This window comes from Escherichia sp. AM3, from assembly GCF_032029835.1.
Taxonomy (GTDB): Bacteria; Pseudomonadota; Gammaproteobacteria; order Enterobacterales; family Enterobacteriaceae; genus Escherichia; species Escherichia coli.
Genome location: NZ_JAVUPQ010000045.1, coordinates 17,328 through 35,119, shown reverse-complemented (window position 1 = coordinate 35,119; position 17,792 = coordinate 17,328). Strand labels below are relative to the sequence as shown.

The following is a 17,792-nucleotide window of genomic DNA, read 5'->3' as shown; positions in this document are numbered from 1 at the left end:
GAAACGCCGTAGCGCCGATGGTAGTGTGGGGTCTCCCCATGCGAGAGTAGGGAACTGCCAGGCATCAAATTAAGCAGAAGGCCATCCTGACGGATGGCCTTTTTGCGTTTCTACAAACTCTTCCTGTCGTCATATCTACAAGCCATCCCCCCACAGATACGGTAAACTAGCCTCGTTTTTGCATCAGGAAAGCAGCTATGAACCACTCCTTAAAACCCTGGAACACATTTGGCATTGATCATAATGCTCAGCACATTGTATGTGCCGAAGACGAACAACAATTACTCAATGCCTGGCAGCATGCAACCGCAGAAGGACAACCCGTTCTTATTCTGGGTGAAGGAAGTAATGTACTTTTTCTGGAAGACTATCGCGGCACGGTGATCATCAACCGGATCAAAGGTATCGAAATTCATGATGAACCTGATGCGTGGTATTTACATGTAGGAGCCGGAGAAAACTGGCATCGCCTGGTAAAATACACTTTGCAGGAAGGTATGCCTGGTCTGGAAAATCTGGCATTAATTCCTGGTTGTGTCGGCTCATCACCTATCCAGAATATTGGTGCTTATGGCGTAGAATTACAGCGAGTTTGCGCTTATGTTGATTGTGTTGAACTGGCGACAGGCAAGCAAGTGCGCTTAACTGCCAAAGAGTGCCGTTTTGGCTATCGCGACAGTATTTTTAAACATGAATACCAGGATCGCTTCGCCATTGTAGCCGTAGGTCTGCGTCTGCCAAAAGAGTGGCAACCTGTACTAACGTATGGTGACTTAACTCGTCTGGATCCTACAACAGTAACGCCACAGCAAGTATTTAATGCGGTGTGTCATATGCGCACCACCAAACTCCCTGATCCAAAAGTGAATGGCAATGCCGGTAGTTTCTTCAAAAACCCTGTTGTATCTGCCGAAACGGCTGAAGCATTACTGTCACAATTTCCAACAGCACCAAATTACCCCCAGGCGGATGGTTCAGTAAAACTGGCAGCAGGTTGGCTTATTGATCAGTGCCAGCTAAAAGGGATGCAAATGGGTGGGGCTGCGGTGCACCGTCAACAGGCGTTAGTTCTCATTAATGAAGACAATGCAAAAAGCGAAGATGTGGTGCAACTGGCACACCATGTAAGACAAAAAGTGGGTGAAAAATTTAATGTCTGGCTTGAGCCTGAAGTCCGCTTTATTGGTGCATCAGGTGAAGTGAGCGCAGTGGAGACAATTTCATGAAGGATAACACCGTGCCACTGAAATTGATTGCCCTGTTAGCGAACGGTGAATTTCACTCTGGCGAGCAGTTGGGTGAAACGCTGGGAATGAGCCGGGCGGCTATTAATAAACACATTCAGACACTGCGTGACTGGGGCGTTGATGTCTTTACCGTTCCGGGTAAAGGATACAGCCTGCCTGAGCCCATCCAGTTACTTAATGCTGAACAGATATTGGGTCAGCTGGATGGCGGTAGTGTAGCCGTGCTGCCAGTTATTGACTCCACGAATCAGTACCTTCTTGATCGTATCGGAGAGCTTAAATCGGGCGATGCCTGTGTTGCAGAATACCAGCAGGCTGGCCGTGGTCGCCGGGGGCGGAAATGGTTTTCGCCTTTTGGCGCAAACTTATATTTGTCGATGTTCTGGCGTCTGGAACAAGGCCCGGCGGCGGCGATTGGTTTAAGTCTGGTTATCGGTATCGTGATGGCGGAAGTATTACGCAAGCTGGGAGCAGATAAAGTTCGTGTCAAATGGCCTAATGACCTCTATCTGCAGGATCGCAAGCTGGCAGGCATTCTTGTGGAGCTGACTGGCAAAACTGGCGATGCGGCGCAAATAGTCATTGGAGCCGGGATCAACATGGCAATGCGCCGTGTTGAAGAGAGTGTCGTTAATCAGGGGTGGATCACGCTGCAGGAAGCGGGGATCAATCTCGATCGTAATACGTTGGCGGCCATGCTAATACGTGAATTACGTGCTGCGTTGGAACTCTTCGAACAAGAAGGATTGGCACCTTATCTGTCGCGCTGGGAAAAGCTGGATAATTTTATTAATCGCCCAGTGAAACTTATCATTGGTGATAAAGAAATATTTGGCATTTCACGCGGAATAGACAAACAGGGGGCTTTATTACTTGAGCAGGATGGAATAATAAAACCCTGGATGGGCGGTGAAATATCCCTGCGTAGTGCAGAAAAATAAGAAAGGGGAGTATTCGCTCCCCTGCAAATTATTTGCGTAGTCTGACCTCTTCTACCGCATGATTAGCACTTTTCGTCAGGATTAAACTGGCGCGCTCACGAGTAGGTAGAATATTTTGCTTTAAGTTCAGCCAGTTGATCTCTTTCCACAATGTCATGGCAGTCTTAATCGCTTCTTCTTTAGTTAATTTCGCGTAGTTATGAAAATAGGAATCCGGGTCGGTAAAAGCCCCTTCGCGGAATTTCAGAAAACGGTTGATATACCACGTCTGAAGTAAGTCTTCCGGTGCATCAACATATATCGAAAAATCGACAAAATCAGAAACAAATACATGATGTGGATCGTGTGGATAATCCATCCCGCTCTGTAAGACATTTAACCCTTCAAGAATTAAAATATCAGGCTGAACAACCGTTTTATCTCCATCCGGGATCACATCATAAATAAGATGCGAGTAAACAGGGGCTGTAACGTTTGGCACGCCGGATTTGAGATCGGAAACAAACTTCACCAGGCGATGCATATCATACGATTCCGGGAAGCCTTTCTTCTTCATCAGACCACGTTCTTTCAGAACCTGATTAGGGTGAAGGAAGCCATCTGTAGTGATCAGTTCAACACGACGATGTTCCGGCCAACGGCTTAATAGCGCCTGCAATACACGGGCGGTTGTACTTTTCCCCACCGCGACACTGCCAGCAATACTGATAATGTAAGGAATGCGTTGCCCGTTAGTACCAAGAAACTGTTCCAGAACTGCCTGACGGCGCAGATTCGAGCTTATATAGAAGTTCAGCAAACGTGACAAAGGTAAATAGATCTCGGCAACTTCTTCTAACGAGAGATCTTCATTAATACCTTTGAGACGGGCGATCTCATCTTCCGATAACGTCATAGGTACGGAATCACGCAGAGCTGCCCACTGGTTGCGGTCAAACTGTAGGTAAGGCGTCATTAACGTTTGCTCTTTTATACTCATAAGCATGTTTCTGGCGGTCATAGCTCTATCGGCAAAGCGATATTTGCCATGGCGCGTCACAGTTCTGTTGAATGGGTTAATGGGCAGGAGGGTAACACCAGATGGGGAGGAATAATAAGAAAAAATCTCTGCCAGGAAGCTATCGTTGAAAAGCAATGTGACAGATATTCCATCTGATAAAAAGAATTATGGTTTAGCAGGAGCGCATTGTTGAGCACAATGATGTTGAAAAAGTGTGCTAATCTGCCCTCCGTTCGGCTGTTTCTTCATCGTGTCGCATAAAATGTGACCAATAAAACAAATTATGCAATTTTTTAGTTGCATGAACTCGCATGTCTCCATAGAATGCGCGCTACTTGATGCCGACTTAGCTCAGTAGGTAGAGCAACTGACTTGTAATCAGTAGGTCACCAGTTCGATTCCGGTAGTCGGCACCATCAAGTCCGGTGGGGTTCCCGAGCGGCCAAAGGGAGCAGACTGTAAATCTGCCGTCACAGACTTCGAAGGTTCGAATCCTTCCCCCACCACCAATTTCGGCCACGCGATGGCGTAGCCCGAGACGATAAGTTCGCTTACCGGCTCGAATGAAGAGAGCTTCTCTCGATATTCAGTGCAGAATGAAAATCAGGTAGCCGAGTTCCAGGATGCGGGCATCGTATAATGGCTATTACCTCAGCCTTCCAAGCTGATGATGCGGGTTCGATTCCCGCTGCCCGCTCCAAGATGTGCTGATATAGCTCAGTTGGTAGAGCGCACCCTTGGTAAGGGTGAGGTCGGCAGTTCGAATCTGCCTATCAGCACCACTTCTTTTCTCCTCCCTGTTTTTTCCTTCTGTTTATTGCATTCAACAAGTCGGGCATGTTGCCTGGTTGATGTGGTGATATCACCGATTTATCCGTGTCTTAGAGGGACAATCGATGTCTAAAGAAAAGTTTGAACGTACAAAACCGCACGTTAACGTCGGTACTATCGGCCACGTTGACCATGGTAAAACAACGCTGACCGCTGCAATCACTACCGTACTGGCTAAAACCTACGGCGGTGCTGCTCGCGCATTCGACCAGATCGATAACGCGCCGGAAGAAAAAGCTCGTGGTATCACCATCAACACTTCTCACGTTGAATACGACACCCCGACCCGTCACTACGCACACGTAGACTGCCCGGGGCACGCCGACTATGTTAAAAACATGATCACCGGTGCTGCTCAGATGGACGGCGCGATCCTGGTAGTTGCTGCGACTGACGGCCCGATGCCGCAGACTCGTGAGCACATCCTGCTGGGTCGTCAGGTAGGCGTTCCGTACATCATCGTGTTCCTGAACAAATGCGACATGGTTGATGACGAAGAGCTGCTGGAACTGGTTGAAATGGAAGTTCGTGAACTTCTGTCTCAGTATGACTTCCCGGGCGACGACACTCCGATCGTTCGTGGTTCTGCTCTGAAAGCGCTGGAAGGCGACGCAGAGTGGGAAGCGAAAATCCTGGAACTGGCTGGCTTCCTGGATTCTTACATTCCGGAACCAGAGCGTGCGATTGACAAGCCGTTCCTGCTGCCGATCGAAGACGTATTCTCCATCTCCGGTCGTGGTACCGTTGTTACCGGTCGTGTAGAACGCGGTATCATCAAAGTTGGTGAAGAAGTTGAAATCGTTGGTATCAAAGAGACTCAGAAGTCTACCTGTACTGGCGTTGAAATGTTCCGCAAACTGCTGGACGAAGGCCGTGCTGGTGAGAACGTAGGTGTTCTGCTGCGTGGTATCAAACGTGAAGAAATCGAACGTGGTCAGGTACTGGCTAAGCCGGGCACCATCAAGCCGCACACCAAGTTCGAATCTGAAGTGTACATTCTGTCCAAAGATGAAGGCGGTCGTCATACTCCGTTCTTCAAAGGCTACCGTCCGCAGTTCTACTTCCGTACTACTGACGTGACTGGTACCATCGAACTGCCGGAAGGCGTAGAGATGGTAATGCCGGGCGACAACATCAAAATGGTTGTTACCCTGATCCACCCGATCGCGATGGACGACGGTCTGCGTTTCGCAATCCGTGAAGGCGGCCGTACCGTTGGCGCGGGCGTTGTAGCAAAAGTTCTGAGCTAATTGCCGATAACATTTGACGCAATGCGCACTAAAAGGGCATCATTTGATGCCCTTTTTGCACGCTTTCGTACCAGAACCTGGCTCATCAGTGATTTTCTTTGTCATAATCATTGCTGAGACAGGCTCTGTTGAGGGCGTATAATCCGAAAAGCTAATACGCGTTTCGATTTGGTTTGCCTCGCGATCGCGGGGTGAAAATGTTTGTAGAAAACTTCTGACAGGTTGGTTTATGAGTGCGAATACCGAAGCTCAAGGAAGCGGGCGCGGCCTGGAAGCGATGAAGTGGGTCGTTGTGGTGGCATTGCTCCTGGTGGCGATTGTCGGCAACTACCTTTATCGCGACATTATGCTGCCGCTGCGTGCGCTGGCCGTAGTAATTCTGATTGCTGCAGCGGGTGGTGTCGCGCTGTTAACGACAAAAGGTAAAGCTACCGTTGCTTTTGCCCGTGAAGCGCGTACCGAAGTCCGTAAGGTCATTTGGCCGACTCGCCAGGAAACATTGCACACCACGCTGATTGTGGCTGCGGTTACCGCAGTAATGTCACTGATCCTGTGGGGACTGGATGGTATTCTGGTTCGCCTGGTATCCTTTATCACTGGCCTGAGGTTCTGAGATGTCTGAAGCTCCTAAAAAGCGCTGGTACGTCGTTCAGGCGTTTTCCGGTTTTGAAGGCCGCGTAGCAACGTCGCTGCGTGAGCATATCAAATTACACAACATGGAAGATTTGTTTGGTGAAGTCATGGTACCAACCGAAGAAGTGGTTGAAATCCGTGGCGGTCAGCGTCGCAAAAGCGAACGTAAATTCTTCCCTGGCTACGTCCTCGTTCAGATGGTGATGAACGACGCGAGCTGGCACCTGGTGCGCAGCGTACCGCGTGTGATGGGCTTCATCGGCGGTACTTCCGATCGTCCTGCGCCAATCAGCGATAAAGAAGTCGATGCGATTATGAACCGCCTGCAGCAGGTTGGTGATAAGCCGCGTCCGAAAACGCTGTTTGAACCGGGTGAAATGGTCCGTGTTAATGATGGTCCGTTCGCTGACTTCAACGGTGTTGTTGAAGAAGTGGATTACGAGAAATCTCGTCTGAAAGTGTCTGTTTCTATCTTCGGTCGTGCGACCCCGGTAGAGCTGGACTTCAGCCAGGTTGAAAAAGCCTAACCCAGCGATCAAAAAAGCGGCGATTTAATCGTTGCACAAGGCGTGAGATTGGAATACAATTTCGCGCCTTTTGTTTTTATGGGCCTTGCCCGTAAAACGATTTTTTATATCACGGGGAGCCTCTCAGAGGCGTTATTACCCAACTTGAGGAATTTATAATGGCTAAGAAAGTACAAGCCTATGTCAAGCTGCAGGTTGCAGCTGGTATGGCTAACCCGAGTCCGCCAGTAGGTCCGGCTCTGGGTCAGCAGGGCGTAAACATCATGGAATTCTGCAAAGCGTTCAACGCAAAAACTGATTCCATCGAAAAAGGTCTGCCGATTCCGGTAGTAATCACCGTTTACGCTGACCGTTCTTTCACTTTCGTTACCAAGACCCCGCCGGCAGCAGTTCTGCTGAAAAAAGCGGCTGGTATCAAGTCTGGTTCCGGTAAGCCGAACAAAGACAAAGTGGGTAAAATTTCCCGCGCTCAGCTGCAGGAAATCGCGCAGACCAAAGCTGCCGACATGACTGGTGCCGACATTGAAGCGATGACTCGCTCCATCGAAGGTACTGCACGTTCCATGGGCCTGGTAGTGGAGGACTAAGAAATGGCTAAACTGACCAAGCGCATGCGTGTTATCCGCGAGAAAGTTGATGCAACCAAACAGTACGACATCAACGAAGCTATCGCACTGCTGAAAGAGCTGGCGACTGCTAAATTCGTAGAAAGCGTGGACGTAGCTGTTAACCTCGGCATCGACGCTCGTAAATCTGACCAGAACGTACGTGGTGCAACTGTACTGCCGCACGGTACTGGCCGTTCCGTTCGCGTAGCCGTATTTACCCAAGGTGCAAATGCTGAAGCTGCTAAAGCTGCAGGCGCAGAACTGGTAGGTATGGAAGATCTGGCTGACCAGATCAAGAAAGGCGAAATGAACTTTGACGTTGTTATTGCTTCTCCGGATGCAATGCGCGTTGTTGGCCAGCTGGGCCAGGTTCTGGGTCCGCGCGGCCTGATGCCAAACCCGAAAGTGGGTACTGTAACGCCGAACGTTGCTGAAGCGGTTAAAAACGCTAAAGCTGGCCAGGTTCGTTACCGTAACGACAAAAACGGCATCATCCACACCACCATCGGTAAAGTGGACTTTGACGCTGACAAACTGAAAGAAAACCTGGAAGCTCTGCTGGTTGCGCTGAAAAAAGCAAAACCGACTCAGGCGAAAGGCGTGTACATCAAGAAAGTTAGCATCTCCACCACCATGGGTGCAGGTGTTGCAGTTGACCAGGCTGGCCTGAGCGCTTCTGTAAACTAATGCCTTTACGTGGGCGGTGATTTTGTCTACAATCTTACCCCCACGTATAATGCTTAATGCAGACGTATATCCGAGATATTCGGGTTGTGGCAAGGCGGCAACTGAGTGAGTCGCCAGGAGCATAGCTAACTATGTGACTGGTGCGAATGAAGGAAGCCAACGTCGCCACAAGTTGAATAGCGACGGATAGAAAAGATTTGTTCGTTGGAGCCTGGCCTATCCAGGCCTCCGTCGAAGACCGCAGGAGTTTCGCAAGAAACTTAATCCCCTGCGTAGACGGTGACAGAACGCTAAGATTATTCTTTTATATTCTGGCTTGTTTCTGCTCACCGTAATTAAGACGCTCTCTCCGTTTGGAGGAGTGAAGTGAGTTCCAGAGATTTTCTCTGGCAAACATCCAGGAGCAAAGCTAATGGCTTTAAATCTTCAAGACAAACAAGCGATTGTTGCTGAAGTCAGCGAAGTAGCCAAAGGCGCGCTGTCTGCAGTAGTTGCGGATTCCCGTGGCGTAACTGTAGATAAAATGACTGAACTGCGTAAAGCAGGTCGCGAAGCTGGCGTATACATGCGTGTTGTTCGTAACACCCTGCTGCGCCGTGCTGTTGAAGGTACTCCGTTCGAGTGCCTGAAAGACGCGTTTGTTGGTCCGACCCTGATTGCATACTCTATGGAACACCCGGGCGCTGCTGCTCGTCTGTTCAAAGAGTTCGCGAAAGCGAATGCAAAATTTGAGGTCAAAGCCGCTGCCTTTGAAGGTGAGCTGATCCCGGCGTCTCAGATCGACCGCCTGGCAACTCTGCCGACCTACGAAGAAGCAATTGCACGCCTGATGGCAACCATGAAAGAAGCTTCGGCTGGCAAACTGGTTCGTACTCTGGCTGCTGTACGCGATGCGAAAGAAGCTGCTTAATCGCAGTTATCTTTTTAACGCATTCGCTTACGTATAAACTTATTCTGATATTCAGGAACAATTTAAATGTCTATCACTAAAGATCAAATCATTGAAGCAGTTGCAGCTATGTCTGTAATGGACGTTGTAGAACTGATCTCTGCAATGGAAGAAAAATTCGGTGTTTCCGCTGCTGCTGCTGTAGCTGTAGCTGCTGGCCCGGTTGAAGCTGCTGAAGAAAAAACTGAATTCGACGTAATTCTGAAAGCTGCTGGCGCTAACAAAGTTGCTGTTATCAAAGCAGTACGTGGCGCAACTGGCCTGGGTCTGAAAGAAGCTAAAGACCTGGTAGAATCTGCACCGGCTGCTCTGAAAGAAGGCGTGAGCAAAGACGACGCAGAAGCACTGAAAAAAGCTCTGGAAGAAGCTGGCGCTGAAGTTGAAGTTAAATAAGCCAACCCTTCCGGTTGCAGCCTGAGAAATCAGGCTGATGGCTGGTGACTTTTTAGTCACCAGCCTTTTTGCGCTGTAAGGCGCCAGTAGCGTTTCACACTGTTTGACTACTGCTGTGCCTTTCAATGCTTGTTTCTATCGACGACTTAATATACTGCGACAGGACGTCCGTTCTGTGTAAATCGCAATGAAATGGTTTAAGCGTGATAGCAACAGGCATTGCGGAAAGTGTTCCATTTTCCGGTCAACAAAATAGTGTTGCACAAACTGTCCGCTCAATGGACAGATGGGTCGACTTGTCAGCGAGCTGAGGAACCCTATGGTTTACTCCTATACCGAGAAAAAACGTATTCGTAAGGATTTTGGTAAACGTCCACAAGTTCTGGATGTACCTTATCTCCTTTCTATCCAGCTTGACTCGTTTCAGAAATTTATCGAGCAAGATCCTGAAGGGCAGTATGGTCTGGAAGCTGCTTTCCGTTCCGTATTCCCGATTCAGAGCTACAGCGGTAATTCCGAGCTGCAATACGTCAGCTACCGCCTTGGCGAACCGGTGTTTGACGTCCAGGAATGTCAAATCCGTGGCGTGACCTATTCCGCACCGCTGCGCGTTAAACTGCGTCTGGTGATCTATGAGCGCGAAGCGCCGGAAGGCACCGTAAAAGACATTAAAGAACAAGAAGTCTACATGGGCGAAATTCCGCTCATGACAGACAACGGTACCTTTGTTATCAACGGTACTGAGCGTGTTATCGTTTCCCAGCTGCACCGTAGTCCGGGCGTCTTCTTTGACTCCGACAAAGGTAAAACCCACTCTTCGGGTAAAGTGCTGTATAACGCGCGCATCATCCCTTACCGTGGTTCCTGGCTGGACTTCGAATTCGATCCGAAGGACAACCTGTTCGTACGTATCGACCGTCGCCGTAAACTGCCTGCGACCATCATTCTGCGCGCCCTGAACTACACCACAGAGCAGATCCTCGACCTGTTCTTTGAAAAAGTTATCTTTGAAATCCGTGATAACAAGCTGCAGATGGAACTGGTGCCGGAACGCCTGCGTGGTGAAACCGCATCTTTTGACATCGAAGCTAACGGTAAAGTGTACGTAGAAAAAGGCCGCCGTATCACTGCGCGCCACATTCGCCAGCTGGAAAAAGACGACGTCAAACTGATCGAAGTCCCGGTTGAGTACATCGCAGGTAAAGTGGTTGCTAAAGACTATATTGATGAGTCTACCGGCGAGCTGATCTGCGCAGCGAACATGGAGCTGAGCCTGGATCTGCTGGCTAAGCTGAGCCAGTCTGGTCACAAGCGTATCGAAACGCTGTTCACCAACGATCTGGATCACGGCCCATATATCTCTGAAACCTTACGTGTCGACCCAACTAACGACCGTCTGAGCGCACTGGTAGAAATCTACCGCATGATGCGCCCTGGCGAGCCGCCGACTCGTGAAGCAGCGGAAAGCCTGTTCGAGAACCTGTTCTTCTCCGAAGACCGTTATGACCTGTCTGCGGTTGGTCGTATGAAGTTCAACCGTTCTCTGCTGCGCGAAGAAATCGAAGGTTCCGGTATCCTGAGCAAAGACGACATCATTGATGTTATGAAAAAGCTCATCGATATCCGTAACGGTAAAGGCGAAGTCGATGATATCGACCACCTCGGCAACCGTCGTATCCGTTCCGTTGGCGAAATGGCGGAAAACCAGTTCCGCGTTGGCCTGGTACGTGTAGAGCGTGCGGTGAAAGAGCGTCTGTCTCTGGGCGATCTGGATACCCTGATGCCTCAGGATATGATCAACGCCAAGCCGATTTCCGCAGCAGTGAAAGAGTTCTTCGGTTCCAGCCAGCTGTCTCAGTTTATGGACCAGAACAACCCGCTGTCTGAGATTACGCACAAACGTCGTATCTCCGCACTCGGCCCAGGCGGTCTGACCCGTGAACGTGCAGGCTTCGAAGTTCGAGACGTACACCCGACTCACTACGGTCGCGTATGTCCAATCGAAACCCCTGAAGGTCCGAACATCGGTCTGATCAACTCTCTGTCCGTGTACGCACAGACTAACGAATACGGCTTCCTTGAGACTCCGTATCGTAAAGTGACCGACGGTGTTGTAACTGACGAAATTCACTACCTGTCTGCTATCGAAGAAGGCAACTACGTTATCGCCCAGGCGAACTCCAACCTGGATGAAGAAGGCCACTTCGTAGAAGACCTGGTAACTTGCCGTAGCAAAGGCGAATCCAGCTTGTTCAGCCGTGACCAGGTTGACTACATGGACGTATCCACCCAGCAGGTGGTATCCGTCGGTGCGTCCCTGATCCCGTTCCTGGAACACGATGACGCCAACCGTGCATTGATGGGTGCGAACATGCAACGTCAGGCCGTTCCGACTCTGCGTGCTGATAAGCCGCTGGTTGGTACTGGTATGGAACGTGCTGTTGCCGTTGACTCCGGTGTAACTGCGGTAGCTAAACGTGGTGGTGTCGTTCAGTACGTGGATGCTTCCCGTATCGTTATCAAAGTTAACGAAGACGAGATGTATCCGGGTGAAGCAGGTATCGACATCTACAACCTGACCAAATACACCCGTTCTAACCAGAACACCTGTATCAACCAGATGCCGTGTGTGTCTCTGGGTGAACCGGTTGAACGTGGCGACGTGCTGGCAGACGGTCCGTCCACCGACCTCGGTGAACTGGCGCTTGGTCAGAACATGCGCGTAGCGTTCATGCCGTGGAATGGTTACAACTTCGAAGACTCCATCCTCGTATCCGAGCGTGTTGTTCAGGAAGACCGTTTCACCACCATCCACATTCAGGAACTGGCGTGTGTGTCCCGTGACACCAAGCTGGGGCCAGAAGAGATCACCGCTGACATCCCGAACGTGGGTGAAGCTGCGCTCTCCAAACTGGATGAATCCGGTATCGTTTATATTGGTGCGGAAGTGACCGGTGGCGACATTCTGGTTGGTAAGGTTACGCCGAAAGGTGAAACTCAGCTGACCCCAGAAGAAAAACTGCTGCGTGCGATCTTCGGTGAGAAAGCCTCTGACGTTAAAGACTCTTCTCTGCGCGTACCAAACGGTGTATCCGGTACGGTTATCGACGTTCAGGTCTTTACTCGCGATGGCGTAGAAAAAGACAAACGTGCGCTGGAAATCGAAGAAATGCAGCTCAAACAGGCGAAGAAAGACCTGTCTGAAGAACTGCAGATCCTCGAAGCGGGTCTGTTCAGCCGTATCCGTGCTGTGCTGGTAGCCGGTGGCGTTGAAGCTGAGAAGCTCGACAAACTGCCGCGCGATCGCTGGCTGGAGCTGGGCCTGACCGACGAAGAGAAACAAAATCAGCTGGAACAGCTGGCTGAGCAGTATGACGAACTGAAACACGAGTTCGAGAAGAAACTCGAAGCGAAACGCCGCAAAATCACCCAGGGCGACGATCTGGCACCGGGCGTGCTGAAGATTGTTAAGGTATATCTGGCGGTTAAACGCCGTATCCAGCCTGGTGACAAGATGGCAGGTCGTCACGGTAACAAGGGTGTAATTTCTAAGATCAACCCGATCGAAGATATGCCTTACGATGAAAACGGTACGCCGGTAGACATCGTACTGAACCCGCTGGGCGTACCGTCTCGTATGAACATCGGTCAGATCCTCGAAACCCACCTGGGTATGGCTGCGAAAGGTATCGGCGACAAGATCAACGCCATGCTGAAACAGCAGCAAGAAGTCGCGAAACTGCGCGAATTCATCCAGCGTGCGTACGATCTGGGCGCTGACGTTCGTCAGAAAGTTGACCTGAGTACCTTCAGCGATGAAGAAGTTATGCGTCTGGCTGAAAACCTGCGCAAAGGTATGCCAATCGCAACGCCGGTGTTCGACGGTGCGAAAGAAGCAGAAATTAAAGAGCTGCTGAAACTTGGCGACCTGCCGACTTCCGGTCAGATCCGCCTGTACGATGGTCGCACTGGTGAACAGTTCGAGCGTCCGGTAACCGTTGGTTACATGTACATGCTGAAACTGAACCACCTGGTCGACGACAAGATGCACGCGCGTTCCACCGGTTCTTACAGCCTGGTTACTCAGCAGCCGCTGGGTGGTAAGGCACAGTTCGGTGGTCAGCGTTTCGGGGAGATGGAAGTGTGGGCGCTGGAAGCATACGGCGCAGCATACACCCTGCAGGAAATGCTCACCGTTAAGTCTGATGACGTGAACGGTCGTACCAAGATGTATAAAAACATCGTGGACGGCAACCATCAGATGGAGCCGGGCATGCCAGAATCCTTCAACGTATTGTTGAAAGAGATTCGTTCGCTGGGTATCAACATCGAACTGGAAGACGAGTAATTCTCGCTCAAACAGGTCACTGCTGTCGGGTTAAAACCCGGCAGCGGATTGTGCTAACTCCGACGGGAGCAAATCCGTGAAAGATTTATTAAAGTTTCTGAAAGCGCAGACTAAAACCGAAGAGTTTGATGCGATCAAAATTGCTCTGGCTTCGCCAGACATGATCCGTTCATGGTCTTTCGGTGAAGTTAAAAAGCCGGAAACCATCAACTACCGTACGTTCAAACCAGAACGTGACGGCCTTTTCTGCGCCCGTATCTTTGGGCCGGTAAAAGATTACGAGTGCCTGTGCGGTAAGTACAAGCGCCTGAAACACCGTGGCGTCATCTGTGAGAAGTGCGGCGTTGAAGTGACCCAGACTAAAGTACGCCGTGAGCGTATGGGCCACATCGAACTGGCTTCCCCGACTGCGCACATCTGGTTCCTGAAATCGCTGCCGTCCCGTATCGGTCTGCTGCTCGATATGCCGCTGCGCGATATCGAACGCGTACTGTACTTTGAATCCTATGTGGTTATCGAAGGCGGTATGACCAACCTGGAACGTCAGCAGATCCTGACTGAAGAGCAGTATCTGGACGCGCTGGAAGAGTTCGGTGACGAATTCGACGCGAAGATGGGTGCGGAAGCAATCCAGGCTCTGCTGAAGAGCATGGATCTGGAGCAAGAGTGCGAACAGTTGCGTGAAGAGCTGAACGAAACCAACTCCGAAACCAAGCGTAAAAAGCTGACCAAGCGTATCAAACTGTTGGAAGCGTTCGTTCAGTCTGGTAACAAACCAGAGTGGATGATCCTGACCGTTCTGCCGGTACTGCCGCCAGATCTGCGTCCGCTGGTTCCGCTGGATGGTGGTCGTTTCGCGACTTCTGACCTGAACGATCTGTATCGTCGCGTCATTAACCGTAACAACCGTCTGAAACGTCTGCTGGATCTGGCTGCGCCGGACATCATCGTACGTAACGAAAAACGTATGCTGCAGGAAGCGGTTGACGCCCTGCTGGATAACGGTCGTCGCGGTCGTGCAATCACCGGTTCTAACAAGCGTCCTCTGAAATCTTTGGCCGACATGATCAAAGGTAAACAGGGTCGTTTCCGTCAGAACCTACTCGGTAAGCGTGTTGACTACTCCGGTCGTTCTGTAATCACCGTAGGTCCATACCTGCGTCTGCATCAGTGCGGTCTGCCGAAGAAAATGGCACTGGAGCTGTTCAAACCGTTCATCTACGGCAAGCTGGAACTGCGTGGTCTTGCTACCACCATTAAAGCTGCGAAGAAAATGGTTGAGCGCGAAGAAGCTGTCGTTTGGGATATCCTGGACGAAGTTATCCGCGAACACCCGGTACTGCTGAACCGTGCACCGACTCTGCACCGTCTGGGTATCCAGGCATTTGAACCGGTACTGATCGAAGGTAAAGCTATCCAGCTGCACCCGCTGGTTTGTGCGGCATATAACGCCGACTTCGATGGTGACCAGATGGCTGTTCACGTACCGCTGACGCTGGAAGCCCAGCTGGAAGCGCGTGCGCTGATGATGTCTACCAACAACATCCTGTCCCCGGCGAACGGCGAACCAATCATCGTTCCGTCTCAGGACGTTGTACTGGGTCTGTACTACATGACCCGTGACTGTGTTAACGCCAAAGGCGAAGGCATGGTGCTGACTGGCCCGAAAGAAGCAGAACGTCTGTATCGCTCTGGTCTGGCTTCTCTGCATGCGCGCGTTAAAGTGCGTATCACCGAGTATGAAAAAGATGCTAACGGTGAATTAGTAGCGAAAACCAGCCTGAAAGACACGACTGTTGGCCGTGCCATTCTGTGGATGATTGTACCGAAAGGTCTGCCTTACTCCATCGTCAACCAGGCGCTGGGTAAAAAAGCAATCTCCAAAATGCTGAACACCTGCTACCGCATTCTCGGTCTGAAACCGACCGTTATTTTTGCGGACCAGATCATGTACACCGGCTTCGCCTATGCAGCGCGTTCTGGTGCATCTGTTGGTATCGATGACATGGTCATCCCGGAGAAGAAACACGAAATCATCTCCGAGGCAGAAGCAGAAGTTGCTGAAATTCAGGAGCAGTTCCAGTCTGGTCTGGTAACTGCGGGCGAACGCTACAACAAAGTTATCGATATCTGGGCTGCGGCGAACGATCGTGTATCCAAAGCGATGATGGATAACCTGCAAACTGAAACCGTTATTAACCGTGACGGTCAGGAAGAGAAGCAGGTTTCCTTCAACAGCATCTACATGATGGCCGACTCCGGTGCGCGTGGTTCTGCGGCACAGATTCGTCAGCTTGCTGGTATGCGTGGTCTGATGGCGAAGCCGGATGGCTCCATCATCGAAACGCCAATCACCGCGAACTTCCGTGAAGGTCTGAACGTACTCCAGTACTTCATCTCCACCCACGGTGCTCGTAAAGGTCTGGCGGATACCGCACTGAAAACTGCGAACTCCGGTTACCTGACTCGTCGTCTGGTTGACGTGGCGCAGGACCTGGTGGTTACCGAAGACGATTGTGGTACCCATGAAGGTATCATGATGACTCCGGTTATCGAGGGTGGTGACGTTAAAGAGCCGCTGCGCGATCGCGTACTGGGTCGTGTAACTGCTGAAGACGTTCTGAAGCCGGGTACTGCTGATATCCTCGTTCCGCGCAACACGCTGCTGCACGAACAGTGGTGTGACCTGCTGGAAGAGAACTCTGTCGACGCGGTTAAAGTACGTTCTGTTGTATCTTGTGACACCGACTTTGGTGTATGTGCGCACTGCTACGGTCGTGACCTGGCGCGTGGCCACATCATCAACAAAGGTGAAGCAATCGGTGTTATCGCGGCACAGTCCATCGGTGAACCGGGTACACAGCTGACCATGCGTACGTTCCACATCGGTGGTGCGGCATCTCGTGCGGCTGCTGAATCCAGCATCCAGGTGAAAAACAAAGGTAGCATCAAGCTCAGCAACGTGAAGTCGGTTGTGAACTCCAGCGGTAAACTGGTTATCACTTCCCGTAATACCGAACTGAAACTGATCGACGAATTCGGTCGTACCAAAGAAAGCTACAAAGTACCTTACGGTGCGGTACTGGCGAAAGGCGATGGCGAACAGGTTGCTGGCGGCGAAACCGTTGCAAACTGGGACCCGCACACCATGCCGGTTATCACCGAAGTAAGCGGTTTTGTACGCTTTACTGACATGATCGACGGCCAGACCATTACGCGTCAGACCGACGAATTGACCGGTCTGTCTTCGCTGGTGGTTCTGGATTCCGCAGAACGTACCGCAGGTGGTAAAGATCTGCGTCCGGCACTGAAAATCGTTGATGCTCAGGGTAACGACGTTCTGATCCCAGGTACCGATATGCCTGCGCAGTACTTCCTGCCGGGTAAAGCGATTGTTCAGCTGGAAGATGGCGTACAGATCAGCTCTGGTGACACCCTGGCGCGTATTCCGCAGGAATCCGGCGGTACCAAGGACATCACCGGTGGTCTGCCGCGCGTTGCGGATCTGTTCGAAGCACGTCGTCCGAAAGAGCCGGCAATCCTGGCTGAAATCAGCGGTATCGTTTCCTTCGGTAAAGAAACCAAAGGTAAACGTCGTCTGGTTATCACCCCGGTAGACGGTAGCGATCCGTACGAAGAGATGATTCCGAAATGGCGTCAGCTCAACGTGTTCGAAGGTGAACGTGTAGAACGTGGTGACGTAATTTCCGACGGTCCGGAAGCGCCGCACGACATTCTGCGTCTGCGTGGTGTTCATGCTGTTACTCGTTACATCGTTAACGAAGTACAGGACGTATACCGTCTGCAGGGCGTTAAGATTAACGATAAACACATCGAAGTTATCGTTCGTCAGATGCTGCGTAAAGCTACCATCGTTAACGCGGGTAGCTCCGACTTCCTGGAAGGCGAACAGGTTGAATACTCTCGCGTCAAGATCGCAAACCGCGAACTGGAAGCGAACGGCAAAGTGGGTGCAACTTACTCCCGCGATCTGCTGGGTATCACCAAAGCGTCTCTGGCAACCGAGTCCTTCATCTCCGCGGCATCGTTCCAGGAGACGACTCGCGTGCTGACCGAAGCAGCCGTTGCGGGCAAACGCGACGAACTGCGCGGCCTGAAAGAGAACGTTATCGTGGGTCGTCTGATCCCGGCCGGTACCGGTTACGCGTACCACCAGGATCGTATGCGTCGCCGTGCTGCGGGTGAAGCTCCGGCTGCACCGCAGGTGACTGCAGAAGACGCATCTGCCAGCCTGGCAGAACTGCTGAACGCAGGTCTGGGCGGTTCTGATAACGAGTAATCGTTAATCCGCAAATAACGTAAAAACCCGCTTCGGCGGGTTTTTTTATGGGTGTTATTCAGAGGGCAAATTCTTCAC

At 51.1% G+C, this 17,792-nt stretch carries 12 protein-coding genes and 4 tRNA genes; 15 read left to right on the top strand and 1 reads right to left on the bottom strand.

The window, feature by feature from the left end; translation table 11 throughout:
- The first annotated feature begins 197 nt into the window (after positions 1 to 197).
- Both murB and birA read left to right on the top strand, forming a co-directional pair.
- A complete protein-coding gene (murB, locus tag RTW80_RS15895) occupies positions 198 to 1,226 on the top strand; it encodes a UDP-N-acetylmuramate dehydrogenase (RefSeq protein WP_001016666.1) in 1,029 nt (342 codons plus the stop codon).
- Positions 1,223 to 2,188, top strand: coding sequence for a bifunctional biotin--[acetyl-CoA-carboxylase] ligase/biotin operon repressor BirA (gene birA, locus RTW80_RS15890; protein ID WP_000654614.1), 966 nt, complete (start codon positions 1,223 to 1,225; stop codon positions 2,186 to 2,188). Before murB ends, birA begins: the two co-directional genes overlap by 4 nt.
- A gap of 28 nt (positions 2,189 to 2,216) precedes the next feature.
- On the opposite strand, the gene coaA is transcribed toward birA, so the two are convergent.
- Positions 2,217 to 3,167: a type I pantothenate kinase gene (gene coaA, locus RTW80_RS15885; RefSeq protein WP_000023081.1), complete on the bottom strand. Its 951-nt coding sequence runs from the start codon at positions 3,165 to 3,167 to the stop codon at positions 2,217 to 2,219.
- 361 nt (positions 3,168 to 3,528) lie between these two features.
- On the opposite strand from coaA, the gene RTW80_RS15880 reads away from it, so the two are divergent.
- The 13 genes from RTW80_RS15880 to rpoC all read left to right on the top strand — a co-directional run bounded on the left by RTW80_RS15880 (position 3,529) and on the right by rpoC (position 17,714).
- Positions 3,529 to 3,604, top strand: a tRNA-Thr gene (locus RTW80_RS15880).
- Positions 3,605 to 3,612: 8 nt separating this feature from the next.
- Positions 3,613 to 3,697: transfer RNA gene (locus tag RTW80_RS15875), tRNA-Tyr, on the top strand.
- A gap of 116 nt (positions 3,698 to 3,813) precedes the next feature.
- Positions 3,814 to 3,888: transfer RNA gene (locus RTW80_RS15870), tRNA-Gly, on the top strand.
- Between the two features lie 6 nt (positions 3,889 to 3,894).
- A tRNA-Thr gene (locus tag RTW80_RS15865) sits at positions 3,895 to 3,970 on the top strand.
- Between the two features lie 114 nt (positions 3,971 to 4,084).
- Positions 4,085 to 5,269 carry an elongation factor Tu gene (tuf, locus tag RTW80_RS15860; RefSeq protein WP_000031784.1) on the top strand — a complete coding sequence of 395 codons (1,185 nt, stop codon included), beginning with the start codon at positions 4,085 to 4,087 and terminating at the stop codon, positions 5,267 to 5,269.
- A 229-nt stretch (positions 5,270 to 5,498) separates the two neighbouring features.
- Positions 5,499 to 5,882, top strand: coding sequence for a preprotein translocase subunit SecE (secE, locus tag RTW80_RS15855; protein ID WP_001275702.1), 384 nt, complete (start codon positions 5,499 to 5,501; stop codon positions 5,880 to 5,882).
- Between the two features lies 1 nt (position 5,883).
- Positions 5,884 to 6,429, top strand: a complete 546-nt coding sequence (gene nusG / locus RTW80_RS15850; RefSeq protein WP_001287516.1) for a transcription termination/antitermination protein NusG — start codon at positions 5,884 to 5,886, stop codon at positions 6,427 to 6,429.
- 158 nt (positions 6,430 to 6,587) lie between these two features.
- Entirely contained in the window at positions 6,588 to 7,016 is a 429-nt protein-coding gene (rplK, locus tag RTW80_RS15845) for a 50S ribosomal protein L11 (protein WP_001085926.1), read from the top strand.
- A gap of 3 nt (positions 7,017 to 7,019) precedes the next feature.
- Entirely contained in the window at positions 7,020 to 7,724 is a 705-nt protein-coding gene (gene rplA / locus RTW80_RS15840; protein ID WP_001096684.1) for a 50S ribosomal protein L1, read from the top strand.
- A 412-nt stretch (positions 7,725 to 8,136) separates the two neighbouring features.
- Complete coding sequence (gene rplJ / locus RTW80_RS15835) at positions 8,137 to 8,634, top strand: 50S ribosomal protein L10 (RefSeq protein ID WP_001207201.1); 498 nt, start codon at positions 8,137 to 8,139, stop codon at positions 8,632 to 8,634.
- Between the two features lie 66 nt (positions 8,635 to 8,700).
- On the top strand, positions 8,701 to 9,066 hold the full coding sequence (gene rplL, locus RTW80_RS15830) for a 50S ribosomal protein L7/L12 (RefSeq protein ID WP_000028878.1): 366 nt from the start codon (positions 8,701 to 8,703) through the stop codon (positions 9,064 to 9,066).
- 319 nt (positions 9,067 to 9,385) lie between these two features.
- Positions 9,386 to 13,414, top strand: a complete 4,029-nt coding sequence (gene rpoB, locus RTW80_RS15825; protein ID WP_000263098.1) for a DNA-directed RNA polymerase subunit beta — start codon at positions 9,386 to 9,388, stop codon at positions 13,412 to 13,414.
- Positions 13,415 to 13,490: 76 nt separating this feature from the next.
- Positions 13,491 to 17,714 carry a DNA-directed RNA polymerase subunit beta' gene (gene rpoC, locus RTW80_RS15820; protein ID WP_000653944.1) on the top strand — a complete coding sequence of 1,408 codons (4,224 nt, stop codon included), beginning with the start codon at positions 13,491 to 13,493 and terminating at the stop codon, positions 17,712 to 17,714.
- The last annotated feature ends 78 nt before the right edge of the window (positions 17,715 to 17,792 follow it).